The 18,146-nt window shown below is 56.0% G+C and carries 17 protein-coding genes and 1 tRNA gene; 7 read left to right on the plus strand and 11 right to left on the minus strand.

All coding sequences use genetic code 11. From position 1 onward, the window contains the following. Positions 1-232: 232 nt before the first annotated feature. The 7 genes from ABLV07_RS23010 to ABLV07_RS23040 all read left to right on the plus strand — a co-directional run bounded on the left by ABLV07_RS23010 (position 233) and on the right by ABLV07_RS23040 (position 5,155). A tRNA-Arg gene (locus ABLV07_RS23010) sits at positions 233-309 on the plus strand. Between the two features lie 295 nt (positions 310-604). Beyond that, positions 605-919 (plus strand): BON domain-containing protein, encoded by a 315-nt coding sequence (locus ABLV07_RS23015; protein WP_015370060.1) that lies wholly within the window; start codon positions 605-607, stop codon positions 917-919. A gap of 126 nt (positions 920-1,045) precedes the next feature. Then, a complete protein-coding gene (yqaB, locus tag ABLV07_RS23020; RefSeq protein WP_348853667.1) occupies positions 1,046-1,612 on the plus strand; it encodes a fructose-1-phosphate/6-phosphogluconate phosphatase in 567 nt (188 codons plus the stop codon). Then, positions 1,609-2,037, plus strand: a complete 429-nt coding sequence (locus tag ABLV07_RS23025) for a YqaA family protein (protein WP_015370062.1) — start codon at positions 1,609-1,611, stop codon at positions 2,035-2,037. Before yqaB ends, ABLV07_RS23025 begins: the two co-directional genes overlap by 4 nt. Before the next feature lie 66 nt (positions 2,038-2,103). After that, positions 2,104-3,660: a glutamate--cysteine ligase gene (gshA, locus tag ABLV07_RS23030; protein WP_032712382.1), complete on the plus strand. Its 1,557-nt coding sequence runs from the start codon at positions 2,104-2,106 to the stop codon at positions 3,658-3,660. A gap of 163 nt (positions 3,661-3,823) precedes the next feature. Beyond that, the gene (gene luxS, locus ABLV07_RS23035; protein WP_015370064.1) at positions 3,824-4,339 is read left to right on the plus strand and encodes an S-ribosylhomocysteine lyase; all 516 of its coding nucleotides are present in this window, start codon (positions 3,824-3,826) and stop codon (positions 4,337-4,339) included. Positions 4,340-4,387: 48 nt separating this feature from the next. Then, positions 4,388-5,155: a helix-turn-helix transcriptional regulator gene (locus tag ABLV07_RS23040; protein WP_015370065.1), complete on the plus strand. Its 768-nt coding sequence runs from the start codon at positions 4,388-4,390 to the stop codon at positions 5,153-5,155. Here ABLV07_RS23040 and leuA read toward each other — a convergent pair. The 11 genes from leuA to nrdH all read right to left on the minus strand — a co-directional run bounded on the left by leuA (position 5,152) and on the right by nrdH (position 18,140). Beyond that, positions 5,152-6,810 carry a 2-isopropylmalate synthase gene (gene leuA, locus ABLV07_RS23045; protein WP_045361400.1) on the minus strand — a complete coding sequence of 553 codons (1,659 nt, stop codon included), beginning with the start codon at positions 6,808-6,810 and terminating at the stop codon, positions 5,152-5,154. The genes ABLV07_RS23040 and leuA overlap by 4 nt on opposite strands. Before the next feature lie 136 nt (positions 6,811-6,946). Further along, positions 6,947-8,485, minus strand: coding sequence for a multidrug efflux MFS transporter permease subunit EmrB (emrB, locus tag ABLV07_RS23050; protein ID WP_020078123.1), 1,539 nt, complete (start codon positions 8,483-8,485; stop codon positions 6,947-6,949). Between the two features lie 15 nt (positions 8,486-8,500). Then, on the minus strand, positions 8,501-9,673 hold the full coding sequence (emrA, locus tag ABLV07_RS23055) for a multidrug efflux MFS transporter periplasmic adaptor subunit EmrA (protein ID WP_032715675.1): 1,173 nt from the start codon (positions 9,671-9,673) through the stop codon (positions 8,501-8,503). A 131-nt stretch (positions 9,674-9,804) separates the two neighbouring features. Continuing rightward, positions 9,805-10,335 carry a transcriptional repressor MprA gene (gene mprA, locus ABLV07_RS23060; RefSeq protein WP_015370069.1) on the minus strand — a complete coding sequence of 177 codons (531 nt, stop codon included), beginning with the start codon at positions 10,333-10,335 and terminating at the stop codon, positions 9,805-9,807. Positions 10,336-10,782: 447 nt separating this feature from the next. Next, positions 10,783-11,778 (minus strand): glycine betaine/L-proline ABC transporter substrate-binding protein ProX, encoded by a 996-nt coding sequence (proX, locus tag ABLV07_RS23065; RefSeq protein ID WP_348853666.1) that lies wholly within the window; start codon positions 11,776-11,778, stop codon positions 10,783-10,785. Between the two features lie 14 nt (positions 11,779-11,792). Continuing rightward, entirely contained in the window at positions 11,793-12,857 is a 1,065-nt protein-coding gene (proW, locus tag ABLV07_RS23070; RefSeq protein WP_045395210.1) for a glycine betaine/L-proline ABC transporter permease ProW, read from the minus strand. Next, positions 12,850-14,052, minus strand: a complete 1,203-nt coding sequence (gene proV / locus ABLV07_RS23075; RefSeq protein ID WP_015370073.1) for a glycine betaine/L-proline ABC transporter ATP-binding protein ProV — start codon at positions 14,050-14,052, stop codon at positions 12,850-12,852. Before proV ends, proW begins: the two co-directional genes overlap by 8 nt. A gap of 345 nt (positions 14,053-14,397) precedes the next feature. Further along, complete coding sequence (gene nrdF / locus ABLV07_RS23080) at positions 14,398-15,360, minus strand: class 1b ribonucleoside-diphosphate reductase subunit beta (RefSeq protein ID WP_015370074.1); 963 nt, start codon at positions 15,358-15,360, stop codon at positions 14,398-14,400. A gap of 10 nt (positions 15,361-15,370) precedes the next feature. After that, positions 15,371-17,515, minus strand: coding sequence for a class 1b ribonucleoside-diphosphate reductase subunit alpha (gene nrdE / locus ABLV07_RS23085; protein WP_015370075.1), 2,145 nt, complete (start codon positions 17,513-17,515; stop codon positions 15,371-15,373). Next, positions 17,488-17,898, minus strand: coding sequence for a class Ib ribonucleoside-diphosphate reductase assembly flavoprotein NrdI (gene nrdI, locus ABLV07_RS23090; protein ID WP_015370076.1), 411 nt, complete (start codon positions 17,896-17,898; stop codon positions 17,488-17,490). Before nrdI ends, nrdE begins: the two co-directional genes overlap by 28 nt. Next, positions 17,895-18,140, minus strand: a complete 246-nt coding sequence (nrdH, locus tag ABLV07_RS23095) for a glutaredoxin-like protein NrdH (protein WP_348853665.1) — start codon at positions 18,138-18,140, stop codon at positions 17,895-17,897. Before nrdH ends, nrdI begins: the two co-directional genes overlap by 4 nt. Positions 18,141-18,146: the final 6 nt, after the last annotated feature.

The following is an 18,146-nucleotide window of genomic DNA, read 5'->3' on the forward strand; positions in this document are numbered from 1 at the left end:
AGTACTCGGCTACGAACCGAGCGGTCGGAGGTTCGAATCCTCCCGGATGCACCATATTCTCCTTAATAACAGCGACGACGTTGTTGTATGGTCTGCGAAATTATCGCAAGCACCAGGGAGGATAACGTTGCGTAAGCAACGGCCCGAAGGGCGAGGCGCAGCCGAGTAATCCTCCCGGATGCACCTTCATACCTGATTCGGATTAATTCTGTAGTAAACTAGCTTTTCCGATGCATCCGTAGCTCAGCTGGATAGAGTACTCGGCTACGAACCGAGCGGTCGGAGGTTCGAATCCTCCCGGATGCACCATATTCTCCTCAGTAACAGCAATCTCGATTGTTGCATGGTATGCGAAATTATCGCGAGTACCAGGAAGGATAACGTTGCGTCAGCAACGGCCCGTAGGGCGAGGCGTAGCCGAGTAATCTTCCCGGATGCACCATCTTCTCTTCAATAAAACTCTCCAATTTTCATCCCATCAGTACGACGCATTTTATCTCCTCGATAATCAACACATTTCTTATTGGCAAGTCGCTCTTTCCACTATAATTTATCCCTGTAGATCTACCTGAACCGGGTGTGATGAATGCAAGGAGAGAAATCAATGAAATGGTTCAAAGCAATACCTGCCTTTTGCGCAACGCTTCTGGTCGCCGTATCTCTGGCAGGCTGTGCCGGATCGTCCACCAAAGAAAGCACCGGCGGTTATATTGACGATACCGTGGTAACTACCAAGGTAAAAAGCGCGCTGTTTAACGAAAAAGATATCAAATCCTCAGAAATTAGCGTGCAGACCTTTAAAGGCCGCGTACAGCTGAGCGGTTTCGTATCGTCGGCTGAGAGCGCTAAACGGGCGGTAGAGGTCACCCGTCGCGTGCAGGGCGTGCGCGTGGTTGAGAACGACCTGCGAATAAAATAATACCGTTTTCGCTATCCCGAGTTGATTAAGGCGCCTGCAGGCGCCTTTGCTGTCTCTGGCTCCCCCGCGACAAAACCCGCCTTTTGCGATACAGTAACGTTTCCTTATCCGGTTTGTGAGAACACGATGTACCAACGTTACGCAGGACTGATTTTCGATATGGATGGCACCATCCTCGATACCGAGCCGACGCATCGTAAGGCATGGCGTGAAGTACTGGGCCGTTACGGTATGCGTTTTGATGAGCAGGCCGTGGTCGCGCTCAACGGTTCTCCAACCTGGCGTATTGCCCAGGCGATTATCGAGCTGAATCAGGCTGATTTAGATCCGCATCGTCTGGCGCAGGAAAAGACCGTCGCCGTCAAAGCGATGCTGCTGGATAGCGTACGCCCGTTACCGCTGATAGAGCTGGTAAAAGAGTGGCATGGCCGTCGCCCGATGTCGGTCGGTACCGGTAGCGAAAGCGCTGTTGCCGAAGCGCTGCTGGCGCATCTTGGCCTGCGCCACTACTTCTCCGCGGTGGTGGCTGCCGATCACGTGGCGCAGCATAAGCCTGCGCCCGATACCTTCCTGCTGTGCGCGGAGCGCATGGGCGTCGCACCGGAAACCTGCGTGGTCTTCGAGGATGCCGACTTCGGTCTGGAGGCGGCGAAGCGCGCGGGTATGGATGCTGTGGATGTGCGTCTATTGTGAGCGACGCGCTGTCGCTCCTGTCGCTTTTTGCCAGCAGCTTTTTAAGCGCCACTTTACTGCCCGGTAACTCAGAAGTGGTGCTGGTTGCTATGCTTCTTACGGGGGCAAGTCAACCGTGGATGCTGGTATTAATAGCAACAATCGGCAATAGCCTTGGAGGGGTAACTAACGTTATTCTGGGGCGCCTGTTTCCGCTGCGCAAGCAATCGCGCTGGCAGGAGAGGGCAACCGGCTGGCTTAAACGCTATGGCGCGGTGACATTATTATTGAGCTGGGCGCCTGTTATAGGCGATTTGCTGTGTTTACTAGCGGGATGGATGCGCATTTCCTGGGGACCAGTGCTCTTTTTTTTATGCCTTGGTAAGGCGTTGCGTTATATCGTCATAGCGGCGGCAACCCTTCAGGGCATGACGTGGTGGCACTAATTGGACTGATTGTTCAACCATTACAATTATGCTAATTCAAACGATTTCGACAGGCGGGAGGTCAAATTGATCCCGGATGTATCACAGGCGCTGGCCTGGCTGGAAAAAAATCCGCAGGCGCTGCAAGGCATTAAACGTGGGCTTGAGCGTGAAACGCTGCGCGTTAACGCCGACGGCACGCTGGCCACGACCGGCCATCCTTTAGCTTTAGGTTCGGCGCTGACCCATAAATGGATTACTACTGATTTTGCCGAAGCCCTGTTGGAGTTTATTACTCCAGTGGATGGCGATGTCGATCATATGCTGACTTTCCTGCGCGATGTGCATCGCTTCACCGCCCGCCAGCTCGGCGACGAGCGGATGTGGCCGCTGAGCATGCCGTGCTATATCGCGCCGGGTCAGGATATTGAACTGGCGCAATACGGCACCTCTAACGTTGGCCGGCTGAAAACGTTGTATCGCGAAGGGCTGAAAAACCGCTACGGCGCACTGATGCAAACCATTTCTGGCGTGCACTATAACTTTTCGCTGCCGATGGCGTTCTGGCAGGCCAAGTGCGGCGTGGAAGATGCCGAAAGCGGCAAAGAGGCGATTTCCGCCGGTTATTTCCGTTCAATTCGTAACTACTACCGTTTCGGTTGGGTGATCCCGTACCTGTTCGGCGCGTCGCCAGCGATTTGCTCCTCGTTCCTGCAGGGTAAACCGACGACTCTGCCGTTTGAGAAGGCCGGAAACGGCATGTATTACCTGCCATACGCCACTTCTCTGCGTCTTAGCGACCTCGGTTATACCAATAAGTCGCAAAGCAATCTCGGAATTACGTTTAACGATCTGCACGAGTATGTGGCAGGATTGAAGCGGGCGATTAAAACGCCATCGGAAGAGTACGCTAAAATCGGTCTTGAGAAAGACGGCAAACATCTGCAGATCAACAGCAATATTCTGCAGATTGAAAACGAGCTGTACGCGCCGATTCGCCCGAAACGCGTGACCCGTAGCGGTGAAACGCCGTCCGATGCGCTGCTGCGCGGCGGCATCGAGTACATCGAAGTGCGTTCGCTGGATATCAACCCGTTCTCGCCGATCGGCGTGGATGAGCAGCAGGTGCGCTTCCTCGATCTGTTTATGGTCTGGTGCGTGCTGGCCGATGCGCCGGAGATGAGCAGCAGCGAACTGCTGTGTACCCGCACTAACTGGAACCGGGTGATTCTTGAGGGCCGTAAACCGGGCCTGACGTTGGGGATTGGCTGTGAAAGCGCGCAGTTCCCGCTGGCGCAGGTGGGTAAAGATCTGTTCCGTGATTTACGTCGCGTGGCGCAAACGCTGGACAGCATCCACGGCGGCGAGGCCTATCAACAAGTGTGCGATGAGCTGCTGGCGTGCTTTGACGATCCGGAATTAACGTTCTCAGCGCGCATTCTGCGTTCTATGATTGAAGAAGGGATTGGCGGTACCGGGCGTAAGCTGGCTGATGAGTATCGTACGATGCTGCGCAATGAACCGCTGGAAATTTTAAGCGAAGAAGATTTTATCGCCGAACGTGATGCGTCGGTCGCGCGACAGAAGAAAGTGGAAGCGGAAGATAGCGAGCCGTTCGAGGCACTTTTAGCACGACACGCGTAGTAAAAAGCGCTACAAAAGAAAAAGGCCACATCACTGTGGCCAAACTTTCATCTCTGATTCAGGGATGATGATGATAATAAATGCGCGTCTTTCATATACTCAGACTCGCTGTTGAACGAAGAGTTCATTTTATTTTAAAAAAAATCACTATCGGAGGTGAAGAATGCCGTTGTTAGATAGTTTCACAGTCGACCATACCCGAATGGAAGCGCCTGCGGTGCGCGTCGCGAAGAAAATGAACACGCCGCACGGCGATCAAATCACCGTTTTCGATCTGCGATTCTGCGTACCGAACCAGGAAGTGATGCCGGAGCGCGGTATTCATACACTGGAGCACCTGTTTGCTGGTTTCATGCGCGATCACCTGAACGGTAATGGCGTGGAAATTATCGACATTTCTCCGATGGGCTGCCGTACCGGTTTCTACATGAGCCTGATTGGTACGCCGGAAGAGCAACGCGTGGCCGATGCCTGGAAAGCGGCGATGGCTGACGTGCTGAAAGTCAAAGATCAGAATCAGATCCCTGAGCTGAATGTCTACCAGTGCGGAACCTACACCATGCACTCGCTGGAGGAAGCGCAGGATATCGCCCGCCACATCATTGAGCGTGATGTTCGCATCAACAGCAACGATGAACTGGCGCTGCCGAAAGAAAAACTGCAAGAACTGCACATCTAGTGCGCTTGTGTCGGCCCGGCCATCGCGTCGGGCCGCTCTCCGCTTATCATGTCGACAACGCTCTCCTTTTCCTTCCAGCACCGCGCTCTGGTGCCATTTGCCCATGATTACGCCCACGGCGATAGCGAACCAATGCATTGCCACGACTGCGCTCAGTTATTGCATATTCTCAGCGGCGTGGTTCGGGTGGAAACGCCGGTCGGATTCTGGGTCGTGCCGCCGGGGCGCGGCGTCTGGCTACCGGCACATACGCCGCACGCGTTGCGCATAACCGGCAATGTGGCCGCACGGACGCTATTTATCGATCCGCTGGCCCGTGCCGATCTGCCCTCTACCTGCCAGATCGTGCAGATCTCACCGCTGCTGCGTGAGCTTATCGTCGCGTCGCTGGCGCTGGAAGAGCGCTATTTCCCCGGCACCCGCGATGAACGTATCTATGAGCTGATGCTGGATGAAATTCGCGGGATGTCGGTATTACCTTTCGGTTTGCCGGAACCGCATAGCGATAGCCTGCGTCGGTTATGCCAGCGGGTGCGCGAAGCGCCCGGTGAACCATGGGGCAGCCGTGAGGCGGCGCAAGCAGGCGGAATGAGCGAGCGTACGCTGAACCGCCATTTTCAACAGCAGACCAGCCTGACGTGGAGCGAATGGGTGCGCCGGGCGAAGCTGATGGAGGCGCTGGTTCGCCTGGCGCAGGGGCAGTCGGTACTACGGGTAGCGCTGGATCTGGGTTACGGCAGTCACAGCGCTTTTAGCGCCATGTTCCGCCGGGTAATGGGGACCGCGCCCAGCGACTATTTTCGCCCGTTGGATTAATCCCTGGCGTGAACGGCATTACACAACGCCTGTAACGACGCGCGGGCAACGTCATTATCAATGCCGACGCCCCATCGACTTTCGCCATTGGCAAAGACGCAGCGAATATAGGCAACGGAGCGGCTGTCGCTGCGCGCCCCGAGGGTATGCTCGTGGTAGTCCTTGATAACGAAATGACGTTTTAACAGCGCGCTCAGGCCGTTGGCGGCGGCGGATAACAAACCGTTACCACGTCCGTTCAAGCGGCGGGTTTCGCCATTCATCCGCAGCGCAGCCTGTAACGTCAGTTCGCCATCCTGCTGGCCGTCGCTCTGATAGTCGAGTAACGCCAGCGTCGGCTGCGCCAGCAGGCCGTAACGGCTGCGAAACAGCTGCCATAATGCGTTATGGGTCATTTCTTTACCATGGCTATCCGTTTCTTGCTGAACGTACTGGCTGAAGTCCTGCTGCAACGCCCGCGGCAGCTTAAGACCATGGTTCTGCTCAATCAGCCATGCGCTGCCGCTTTTACCTGACTGGCTGTTAACGCGGATCACCGCTTCATAGCTGCAACCGATATCCTGTGGATCGATAGGTAAATACGGCATTTGCCAGCGATCTCCCGGTTTACGGGCATCAAACCCTTTTTTAATGGCATCCTGATGTGAACCCGAAAAGGCGGTGTAGGCCAGACTGCCTGCCCATGGATGACGCGGATGTACCGGGAGCTGGTTGCAGTTCTCGACGATCTCTACCACCCGATTCATCTGCGTAAAGCGCAACTGCGGATCCACGCCCTGGCTATAGAGATTCATCGCCAGCGTGACCAGACAGACGTTGCCGGTACGCTCGCCATTGCCGAACAGACAGCCTTCAACGCGATCGGCGCCGGCCATTACCGCCAGTTCGGCGCTGGCAACGCCGGTACCGCGATCGTTATGCGGATGCACGCTGATACACACATCCTGGCGGCGCGAGAAGTGGCGGCAAAAATATTCAATCCGATCGGCGTAGACGTTCGGCGTGTTGACTTCGACCGTTGCCGGGAGATTAATAATCATTGGCCGTTCGCCACAGGGCTGCCAGATTTCCGCCACCGCTTCGCAGATTTCAAGGGCGAATTCCGGCTCGGTAAAACAGAAGGTTTCCGGTGAATATTCATATTGCCAACGGGTGTCCGGCTGCTGTTCGCAATGCTGACGAATAAGCCGGGTGGCGCGGGTGGCGAGCTCGATCACTTCGGCCTTTTCCATGCCGAAAACCAGCTCGCGAAACAGCGGCGCGGTGGCATTGTAGAGATGGATGGTCGCCTGCCGGGCGCCGCGCAGCGCTTCAAAGGTTCGTGCTATGAGTTCTTCCCGCGCCTGAGTCAATACTTGAATGGTGACATCTTCAGGAATGCGTTGCTCCTCAATCAGCTGGCGCACAAAGTTGAAATCGGTTTGCGAGGCGGAGGGGAAGGCGATCTCTATTTCTTTAAAACCGCACTCCAGCAACAGATCCCAGAACTGCAGCTTACGCGCGGCATCCATTGGTTCGGCCAGCGCCTGGTTGCCGTCGCGCAAATCGGTGGAAAGCCAGCGCGGCGCGGTAGTGATTTGCCGCTCGGGCCAGCGGCGATCGGGCAGGGCGATAGGCGGATAAGGGCTGTATTTTTCGCAAGGATTGGTCAGCATGGTGTTCTCCTGTAGTCGGAGCTTTATCCTGCATGACATAACCCATCGGCGGCTTTAGCGAAATGGACAGAAGCTAGCGCGAAATGGACAAGGTCCGGCAATAAAAAAGGGACCCGCAGATCCCTTTTGTTAATACTTAGTGTGCGCCCCCGCCACCGCCGCCGGCGCTGAACGGCGGCCTGGCGAACCACACCAGGCCTAGCAGAAGGATAAAGATCCCCGCCGAAACCCAGAAGATTTCGTTGGCGGAGATAATCAACCCCTGGTTGGTTATCTGCTGGGCAATCCAGCCGGAAGCCTGCTGCTGGGTCATTCCCATACCCTGTAGTTGATCGTACATCTGTTGGGCGTTGGGGTTGAATGGCGTCACCGACTCGGTGAGCTGCGCATGGTGCAACGCCTCGCGGTTGGTCCACATGGTGGTGGTAATTGAGGTACCGATGGAGCCGGCAAGGGTTCGGGTAAAGTTCGACAAGCTCGACGCCGCCGCCAGCCGCTCCGGCGGGAGGCCAGAGAGAGTGATGGTGGTCAGCGGCATGAAGAAACAGGCCACCGCAAAACCCTGGATAAACTGCGGCCAGGCCGATGCGCCGAAGTCCATTCCCGGTTCAAAGGTCCACGCGCGCCAGTAGAAGCACACCGCATACATAATAAAGCTGAAGGTCACCAGCCGCCGCATATCGAGCTTATGAGCAAAGCGGCCGATAATCGGCGACAGAATGACCGGGATCACTCCGACCGGCGCCGAAGCCAAACCGGCCCAGGTGGCGGTGTAGCCGTATACCTCCTGCAGAAGCTGCGGCAGCAATACAATGGCGCCGAAGTAGAGCATATAGGCCAGGCTGATACACAAACAGCCGATGGTAAAGTTACGCGACTTAAACAGCGACAGGTCGACTATCGGGTTATCGTCGGTCAGCTCCCAGACGATGAGGAAACTTATCGCCACCACCGCCACGATGGTCAGGATGATAATCTCGTTGGAAGCGAACCAGTCGAGCTCTTTACCGCGGTCGAGCATCACCTGCAGGCTACCGATCCCGATAATCAGCAACGCCAGCCCGACGCCGTCGATACGCCGCTGCTCGGTGCGGGTTTCACGGCCGCGCAGGGTCTGCAGCGTCATGAGAACCACCGCCACGCCAATCGGCACGTTGATGAAGAAGATCCAGCCCCAGTGGTAGTTATCGCTGATATAGCCGCCGAGAATCGGGCCGCAAATCGGCGCGACGATGACCGTCATCGACCACAGCGCCAGCGCGATTGAGCGTTTCGCTGGCGGGTAGTTGCTGAGCAGCAGACTCTGCGATAGCGGGATCAGCGGACCGGCGACGATCCCCTGAATCACGCGGAAGAAAATCAGCATCGTCAGGCTGTTCGACACCCCGCAGGCCCAGGAGGCGATGGCGAATGCCACCGTCGACCAGACGAAGAGTTTCACTTCGCCGACGCGCTTAGCCAGCCAGCCGGTAATCGGGATGGAGATAGCGTTCGCCACCCCAAACGAGGTGATGACCCAGGTTCCCTGACTCAGCGACGAGCCAAGGTTACCGGCAATGGTCGGAATAGCCACGTTGGCGATAGTGGAGTCCAGCACCTGCATGAAAGTCGCCAGCGACAGCGCAATGGTCATGATGACCAGTTGCGCGCCTTCGAGCGGTTTTTGCTGTTGCATTACGCTCACCCCGAATTATCCGGCGTTGGCCTGGATGATACCGTCGATCAGTTTATTCACCGGCTCAAGGCCGATTTCACGGGCATTACTTTCATAGACCGGCGAGCTACGTACCTGGCTTGCCAGCATCTCGCCTTCGCGATTGCTGGTGTCTACTTCAACCAGCGTCGACAGGCCGATGCGCAGCGGATGTTGCGCCAGCTGTTTAGCATCTATTTCGATACGAACCGGCAGACGCTGGACGACTTTGATCCAGTTACCGGTGGCGTTTTGCGCCGGCAGCAGGGAGAAGGCGCTGCCGGTACCCATATCCAGGCCGACCACTTTACCGGTGTACTTCACGTCATCGCCATAGATATCGCTGATGATGGTCGCCGGCTGGCCGATACGCATATGGGCGAGCTGGGTCTCTTTAAAGTTGGCGTCAACCCACAGGTTGGTGGCTGGAACCACCGCCATCAGCGGGGTAGTGGTACCGATCTGCGCGCCAGGCTGCACCGAGCGGCGAGAAACGTAGCCGCTAATCGGGCTGACGATTTGCGTACGCTGCAGCGCCAGCCAGGCGTTGCGGACTTCGGTCGCCGCCTGCAGCACCGCCGGCTGCTGTTCCAGTTTGGTGCCCAGTACGATTGCCTGATTGGCGTTGTACTGTTGAATGGCGACGTCGAGTTCGGCCTGCGCGCTGGCGACGGTGTCACGTGCGTGCTGCAGCTCTTCGCGGCCAATCAGGTTCGCGGCGCCCAGCGGGATACGACGATTAAGGTCTGCCTGCGCCTGGGCGAGGGCGGTTTTTTTGACGTCAATATTCGCCTGCAGCTGCTTGCTGTTGATCATCTGCTGGCGAGTCTGGCGCACGCTAGCCGCCAGCTGGGTTTTGGCTTTTTCAAACGCCTGCTGGGCGTCGGTCTGGTCGAGGGTGACCAGTGGATCGCCTTGTTGCACAAAGTCGGTGTTGTCGGCCCAGACCTTAGTCACGCTGCCGGAAACCTGCGCCATGATCTGTACCTGGTTCCCTGCCACATAAGCGTCATCGGTCTCTTCATAATGACGCAGGACTAAAAACCAATAAATGCCGTAGGCTACGGCCACAATAACAAAGAGCAAGGTCAGGAGCAGAAGGGCGCCTTTGCGTTTCCCTTTCTTGCTGCCTGATTGCTGCGGAGTTTGGCTCGCCGCATTTTCGCTCATCTGATTCTCCACAATTTTACATTCTTATTATTTCACATCGGCTGAGCCGACCTGTTTACCAGAAAGGCCAGCAGAAGATCTGCTGGCCTGACCGTGTTCCTTGCAACTCAAAATATTGTGCGGCTCCGTGCTTAGCGCAGGGATCCCGCCAGCGCGCCGTCTTCTTCCATTTGGTCGAGGCGGCCAAGCAGTTTACGGGTGATGTGCTCCAGCTGGTCTTTTTCCGCGGTGCTTAAAGAAGACCACAGCTGATGTAGACAGTTGTGCTGCGGAGGTAATACCTCGCGCAAGAATTGATGACCTTTGTCGGTCAGCTGCAGGTGCAGGCAGCGACGATCGTTGTCGCTTTCACGACGTTCGATCCAGCCGCGTTTTTCCAGTTCGTCGGCGATGCGGGTGGCATTAGTGCGTGACGAACCCAGCGCGCAGCTCAGCTCGGAAGGTTGAATGCTGTGATTTTCCTGAGACTCAAGCGTTATCAGCGCCATAAATAATGTCTCGTTAATCCCTTGCGCTTTCAGCATTTTGTTACGGTTTTCCAGCAGCTTACCCTGCATGTGCATACAGAGACGGGTGAGGAGAATCTCCTGGAAAGGGAAATCTTCATGGCGGCTGGCGCGGAATTTGAGCATCTGCTCAATGGGAGTAAACGAACTATCCATTTGGGTATAACCTCATTAATTACAGCCGATATAATAACTATTGTGACAAATAAAGCAAATGAATTATTGGTCACTATTAATACTTAAAATCTCCGGCGAGTCGCCGATTTTCCATGCCAAACCATAGGCTAAAGCGCTGAGTTGCGTAGGGATAATAATGCTGTTCGTCGCCTGTAAGCTCAACCTGAACGCGGCGCAACCTACCCGTGTTGGTAGCCAATGGCGCTGACGTCGGGGAGCAGGCGTTTCCATATCGGTGACTTATTGATAACGCTGGTGAAAATTACGCCTGGAAAGATTTGCTCACCTTAGCAGACGGCGTGATGGCTTCACAATCGCGAAAATGGGAAATCAGAATATCCGCTTTTTTAGGCATATTCGTTTCGTGCTGCTATGGGGGAAAGGGCAGCCCCACGACGGCAAACCGCCGTGGGGAGAGGGAAGAAATTACTTCTGCGCCGCCAGCGCTTCTTTCACCCAGCCGTCGAACAACTGCTGGTGGGCTTTAATCCAACCATCAACGTGGCCGTTGATGTCGGCTTCTGAAGCATGACCCGCATGCATCATCGCGTTTTCGGCGTTGATATCGGCAATCGGCAGCTTCATCAGGCTAAACAGCTTCGCCGCCGCCGGGTTCTTCTCGGCCCAGGCTTTGTTGGCGACGATGTGCATGGTGTTCACCGGGAAGCCATAGTTGACGCCGTTCGGCAGCTTGGTGTCGATATCTTTCTGTTCTCCCGGTAGGGAGGAGAACGGCACCTGCAGCCAGACCACATCTTTACCCGGTTTCAGCACGTCGCTGACCCAGTACGGCGTCCAGGTATAATAAAGAATCGGTTTGCCTTCTTTATAACGGGCGATGGTATCGGCCATCATCGCCGCGTAGTTGCCCTGGTTATGGACCACTTTATTGTTCAGCCCGTAGGCATCAATCTGATGGTTGATGACCGCCTCGCAGCCCCAGCCTGGGGTACAACCGGTGAGGTCGGCTTTGCCATCGCCGTTGGTATCGAACAGTTTGGCGATCTTCGGATCTTTCAACTGGTCGATGGACTTAATATGGTACTGCTCGGCGGTTTTCTTATCGATCAGGTAGCCCTGTGCCGCGCCGGTAACGAAGGTTCCTTCACGGTAGAATTTTTTATCGCCGCCCGCCGCCGCGTACATATCATCGTGTAGCGGTTGCCAGTTGGTGGCGATAAAGGTGGCATCGCCAGAGGCGATGGAGGTGTAGGCGACGTTATAGTCGACTTCGCTCGGCTTTTCGACGGTATAGCCCAGTTTCTCCAGCGCGCGGCTGACCAGCAGCGTCTGGAAGGTTTCTTCCGAAATGGTGCTCTGCGCCGGTTTCACGGTGATGCCTTTACCCGGCAGCTCGGCAGCAAACGTGCTGGTCGTGACGAGGGCGGTAAACGCTGTGGCAAGGAGTGTAGTATGTCGCATCGTTATTCCTTCTCTTATTTACAGAAAGGGCGGGTAATCAGCCCCAGAGGTCCGGTGGCGTACCAGCGGCGATTACCGCGGCTGCGGGAATCACGGCCGACGGCTTGGGTCAGGCGGTCGAGGATAATCGCGAGGATAACGATCCCGACCCCGCCGACGCTCGCCAGCCCCATATCCAGGCGGCCAATACCGCGCAGCACCATTTGACCGAGGCCGCCGACGGCGATCATCGAGGCAATAACGACCATCGACAGGGCCAGCATCAGCGTCTGGTTGACGCCGGCCATGATGGTCGGCATCGCCAGCGGCAGCTGGACTTTAAACAGCAGCTGGCGCGGGCTGGCGCCGAAGGAGCGTGAAGCTTCAATGAGGTCTGCCGGTACCTGGTTAATCCCGAGGATGGTCAGGCGGACAATTGGCGGCAGGGCGAAGATAATGGTCACCACCACGCCCGGAACGTTGCCGATACCGAACAGCATGACGATCGGTACCAGGTAGACGAACGCCGGTGTGGTCTGCATCGCGTCAAGTAACGGGCGGATGATTTTCGCCGCTCGCGGGCTACGCGCCAGCCAGATCCCCAGCGGCAGGCCGATTATCATGCAGAACAGCAGCGCGGTCAGCACCAGCGCCAGAGTGACCATCGCCTGCGACCATGCGCCGATAGCGCCGATGGCTACCAGCGAGACCAGAGTGGCGATACCCATGCCGACGCTGGAGATCTGCCAGGCGATCAGGGCGAAGAGAATAATCGCCACCGGCGCCGGCATCCCCAGCAACAGCTGCTGGAAAGCGCTGAGAATATAATCCACCGGCACGCGGATCCCCTGGAACAGCGGACGGAAGTGCAGCACGATCCAGTCGATGGCGTGGGTGACCCAACTATCAAGCGGGATCAGCGTTTTATGGAACGGATCCATAATATTAAAATGTTCTGGCTGCGGCGCAGGCGCGCTATTAAGCCAGTCGGCGCCGCCGCCGTCAGCGGGCGCGGGTGTTGGGTTGCCCCAGGCGTCGGCGGACTGCGCCGCGTTATCCGCTGGCGCTGCGGTATCCCATGGGTTTGATTGATCAGCCATTGTTTGCCCCCTCGCGATCTAAAGCCTGTAGCAGCATGCGTTTTGAAATAATGCCGAGATACTGGTGTCCTTCATCCACCACCGGGACGGCGCACGGCGCCTGGCCAACGTGGGAGAGCAGGTCGCTGAGCGGCGTTTGTGCCTCCACCGCCTGCGGGGAGTCAATTAACGCCGCATCGAGCCCCTGATTTTCGCTCAGCGCGCTTTTCAGAGAGTCGATGGAGACAATGCCGACAAACTTATTACCGCGTTCAATGACGTAGCCATATTCACGGTCTTCATCCTGCAATAATTTCAGCGCCGAACGCGGGCCGAAACCGGGAGTTTTACGAATCAGGCCAACCGGGCTACGGCGGGCAATATCTTTAGCGCTAAATACCTGGCTAATATCGACGCCGCGGAAGAAAGTACGAACGTAATCATTCGCCGGGTTATTCAGAATTTCGTCAGGGGTGCCAATTTGCACCACTTCGCCATTTTGCATAATGGCAATACGATCGCCAATACGCATAGCTTCATCAAGGTCGTGGGAAATAAAGACAATGGTACGTTGATGCTTTGCCTGTAATTTGGTGAGCTCATCCTGCATTTCAGTACGAATTAACGGATCAAGCGCTGAGAAGGCCTCATCCATGAGCAGAATATCGGGGTTGATCGCTAATGCGCGGGCTAAGCCGACGCGCTGGCGCATCCCGCCGGAAAGTTCGTCGGGATAGGCGTGGGCGTAATTCTCCAGCCCCACCTGACGTAGCGCATCCAGCGCTTTCTGCTGGCGCTCTTCGGCGGAAACGCCGGCCAGTTCCATACCGAACGCGGTGTTATTCAACACGTTCATATGCGGCATCAGGGCGAATGACTGGAAAACCATCGCAATCTTTTTCCTGCGCACCTCGCGAAGCTCGGCATCTGAGATTTTGGCGATATCGACGCCGTCAATCAGCACCTGTCCGCGGGTGGGTTCAATCAGGCGATTGAGAAGGCGAACCATGGTGGATTTTCCTGAACCGGAAAGTCCCATGATGACGAATATCTCGCCTTCTTCAATGGCCAGACTGGCGTCTTTAACGCCAAGCGATAGCCCCGTTTTTTCCAGTATTTGCTCTTTGGTAAGTCCTTTTTCAATATATTTGAACGCGCGTTGCGGGTGCTCGCCAAATATCTTATAGAGATTCTTGATTTCTAATTTAATTGCCATGCAATAAATGATTTCCTGTCTTTAATTATATCGATATCGTACCTGGTGAAGATTATTACCTTTTTACACCCTAACATACTGAGATTCTGTGACAACCCTCGATGTGAATAGCTAGCCAAAATCTGAATAGGGATCTCTGGCTGAATTGCCCGTGATATAAGGGCTGAGCCATCATATACGGCTGGTGATATTTTTTGATTATGCATGAATAATGAATGGGAAAATTGGTGTAAATGAAGGAAATATGACACGAAAATGGCCAGAGGGTTATTTGTGTGATAATAGGAAATAATGTGAAATAGATCACTGGAGAATGTATCGATATATTCCCCAGCGATCGCGAGATTAAAAGTCCCAATCGTCGTCGGCGGTCGCTTCAGTTTTACCCATGACGTAAGAAGAACCGGAACCGGAGAAAAAGTCGTGGTTTTCATCGGCGTTTGGCGACAGCGCCGCAAGAATTGCCGGGTTCACGGCGGCCATTTCCGCCGGGAATAGCGCCTCATAGCCAAGGTTCATCAATGCTTTATTGGCGTTGTAACAGAGGAACGCGTTGACGTCGTCAAGCCACGGGCTGTCGGCATACAGTTCGCGGGTATAAGCCAGTTCGTTATCGTATAGATCCATCAGCAGATCAAAGGCGAAATTTTTCAACTCCTCACGCTTCGCGGCGCTGACGATTTCCAGCCCTTTTTGATATTTATAGCCAATATAGTAACCGTGCACCGCTTCGTCGCGAATAATCAGGCGAATTAAATCGGCGGTATTGGTCAGCTTGCCGCGGCTGGAAAAATGCATCGGCAACCAGAACCCCGAATAGAAGAGGAAAGATTCTAGGAACACGCTGGCGATTTTTTTCTTCAGCGGTTCATCGGCCTGGTAGTAATTGAGCATCAACTGCGCTTTGCGCTGTAGCGGAGCGTTCTCCTCGCTCCAGGCGTAGGCGGCATCGACATCTTTGCTCTGGCACAGGGTCGAGAATATCGAACTATAGGAGCGGGCATGCACCGCCTCCATAAAGCTAATGTTCGACAGCACCGCCTCTTCATGTGGAGTGAGAGCGTCGGTCATCAACGCCGGGGCGCCGACGGTATTCTGGATGGTGTCGAGCAGCGTCAGCCCGGTAAAGACGCGGATGGTCAACTGCTGCTCCTGAGCCGTCAGGGTCTGCCAGTGCGGAATGTCGTTGGACAGCGGCACTTTCTCCGGCAACCAGAAATTACTGGTCAGCCGGTTCCACACTTCGAGGTCTTTATCATCCTCGATTTTATTCCAGTTAATGGCGCTGATGCGCGATAAATGGGTCATCCTGTTCTCCTTACAGCGCGCAGGACACGCAGCCTTCGATTTCGGTACCTTCCAGCGCCAGCTGGCGCAGGCGAATGTAATACAGCGTCTTGATACCTTTCTTCCACGCGTAAATTTGCGCTTTGTTGATATCGCGCGTGGTGGCGGTATCCGGGAAGAACAGCGTCAGCGACAGCCCTTGATCGACATGTCGCGTGGCTTCAGCATAGGTATCGATAATTTTTTGCGGGCCAATTTCCCAGGCATCCTGATACAGCGCCAGATTGTCGTTAGTCATAAACGGCGCCGGATAGTACACGCGGCCGGTTTTACCTTCTTTACGGATCTCGATTTTCGCCACAATCGGATGAATGCTGGAGGTGGCATGATTGATGTAAGAGATCGAACCGGTCGGCGGGATCGCCTGCAAATTGCGGTTATAAATGCCGTAGCGCATCACGTCGTCGCGTAGCTGGCGCCACATCTCACGATCGGGCAGGGTAATCCCCGCACGGGCGAACAGTTCGCGCACCGTGGCGGTTTTCGGCTGCCAGTCACCCTGCAAATACTGCTGGAAATAGTCGCCGCTGGCGTAACGCGACTGCTCAAACCCGGCAAAACGCACGCCACGCTCGCGCGCCATTGCCATAGAGGTGCGCAGGGCGTGCCAGGTGACGGTGTAGAAATAGAGATTAGTGAAGTCCAGCCCCTCCGGGCTGCCGTAGGCGATCCCCTCGCGGGCCAGATAGCCGTGCAAGTTCATCTGGCCAAGGCCGATGGCGTGCGATGCGGCATTACCCGCCGCCACCGATGGCACCGAGCGGATATCGCTCATATCGGAGACCGCCGTCAGGCCGCGAACCGCTACTTCGACGGTGCGGGCGAAGTCCGGCGAATCCATAGCGTGGGCGATATTCAGCGAGCCGAGATTGCAGGAAATGTCCTCGCCAACGGTGGCGTAATCGAGATTTTCGTCAAAGGTGGAGGCGCTATTGACCTGCAGGATCTCCGAGCAGAGGTTGCTCATATTAATGCGCCCGGCGATCGGATTGGCGCGGTTCACCGTATCCTCGAACATGATGTACGGATAGCCGGATTCAAACTGAATTTCCGCCAGCCGCTGGAACAGATCGCGGGCGCGGATCCAGCGTTTACGAACGCGGTCGTCGGCCACCAGTTGCGCATACATCTCGCTGACGGCGATATCGCCAAAGGCTTTGCCGTACAGTCGCTCAACGTCATAGGGCGAGAACAGCGCCATCTGCGCGTCTTCTTTCGCCAGCTGGAAGGTGATATCCGGAATGACTACCCCCAGCGACAGGGTTTTAATGCGGATCTTCTCATCCGCGTTTTCCCGCTTGGTATCGAGGAAGCGCAAAATATCGGGGTGATGGGCGTGAAGGTAAACCGCGCCGGCTCCCTGACGCGCTCCCAGCTGGTTGGCGTATGAGAAGGCGTCTTCCAGCATTTTCATCACCGGTACCACCCCGGAGGATTGGTTTTCGATACGTTTAATCGGCGCGCCCGCTTCGCGCAGGTTGGAGAGCAGGAACGCCACGCCGCCGCCGCGTTTTGACAGCTGCAGGGCGGAGTTCACCGCCCGACCGATCGACTCCATATTATCTTCGATACGCAGCAGGAAGCAGGAGACCAGCTCGCCGCGCTGCTGTTTACCGGCGTTGAGGAAGGTCGGCGTCGCTGGCTGAAAGCGCCCGGCGAGGATCTCATCGGCCAGCTGTCGCGCCAGGGTTTCATCACCCTGGGCCAGGGTTAGCGCCACCATGCAGGCGCGGTCGGCGAAATGCTCCAGGTAGCGTTTGCCGTCGAAAGTGCGTAAGGCATAGCTGGTGTAGAACTTCCACGCGCCGAGGAAAGTACGGAAGCGAAAACCGTGTTGATGCGCGTGGGCGAAGAGGGCCAGCACGAAACGTCGCTCATAGCGGGCCAGCACTGCCGGATCGTAATAACCTTCGTCGCTCAGCCATTGCAGTTTCTCCTCCAGCCCGGCGAACGGTACGCTGTTGGGACGCACGTGATTATGGATAAATGCTTCGACCGCCTGTTGGTCCTTTTCCAGGGGAATACGGCCGTTGCTGTCGTATAAATTCAGCATCGCATTGAGGGCGTGGAAATCAGACGCCCCGGCGGTTACACGTTCTGCGGTTGTCGTTGCCAAAATTCGCTTACTCCTTTACGCACGTTGTCGACATCTTGCTGGGTACCCATCAGCTCAAAACGATACAGATACGGCACGCCGCATTTCTGCGCGATGACCTCTCCCGCCCGGCCATAGGCCTCGCCGAAGTTACGGTTACCGGCGGCGATCACGCCGCGAATCAGCCGGCGATTATGCGGGTCGTTTAAAAAGCGGATCGCCTGGCGCGGCACGGCGCCTGCCGTCCCGCCGCCGCCGTAGCTGGGGACGATGAGAATATAGGGTTCGTCTACCTGAATTCGCTCACGCTCGTTGAGCGGGATGCGCACGGCAGGCAGCGCCAGACGCTGCACAAAGCGATGCGTATTTTCCGAGCTGCTGGAGAAGTAGACGATGAGGCTCATAGGCTGGCCGTAGCCGCGGCGGGACGCAGGCGATTAATCATATCCGGGCGGAAGCCGGACCAGCGGGTTTCCCCGGCCATCACCACCGGTAATTGCTGGAATCCCTGCTTGCGCAGCATGTCGATGGCTTCAGGGTGTTGGTCGATGTTGACCATATCGAAGGCGAAACCGCGGCTCTCCATCGCGCGTTTGGTGGCATGGCATTGCACGCAGTCATTTCGAGTGTAAATAATAATGCGCATGATTCG

Origin of the sequence: Klebsiella sp. CN_Kp097 (genome assembly GCF_040064495.1) — a bacterium.
GTDB classification, from domain to species: Bacteria; Pseudomonadota; Gammaproteobacteria; order Enterobacterales; family Enterobacteriaceae; genus Klebsiella; species Klebsiella aerogenes.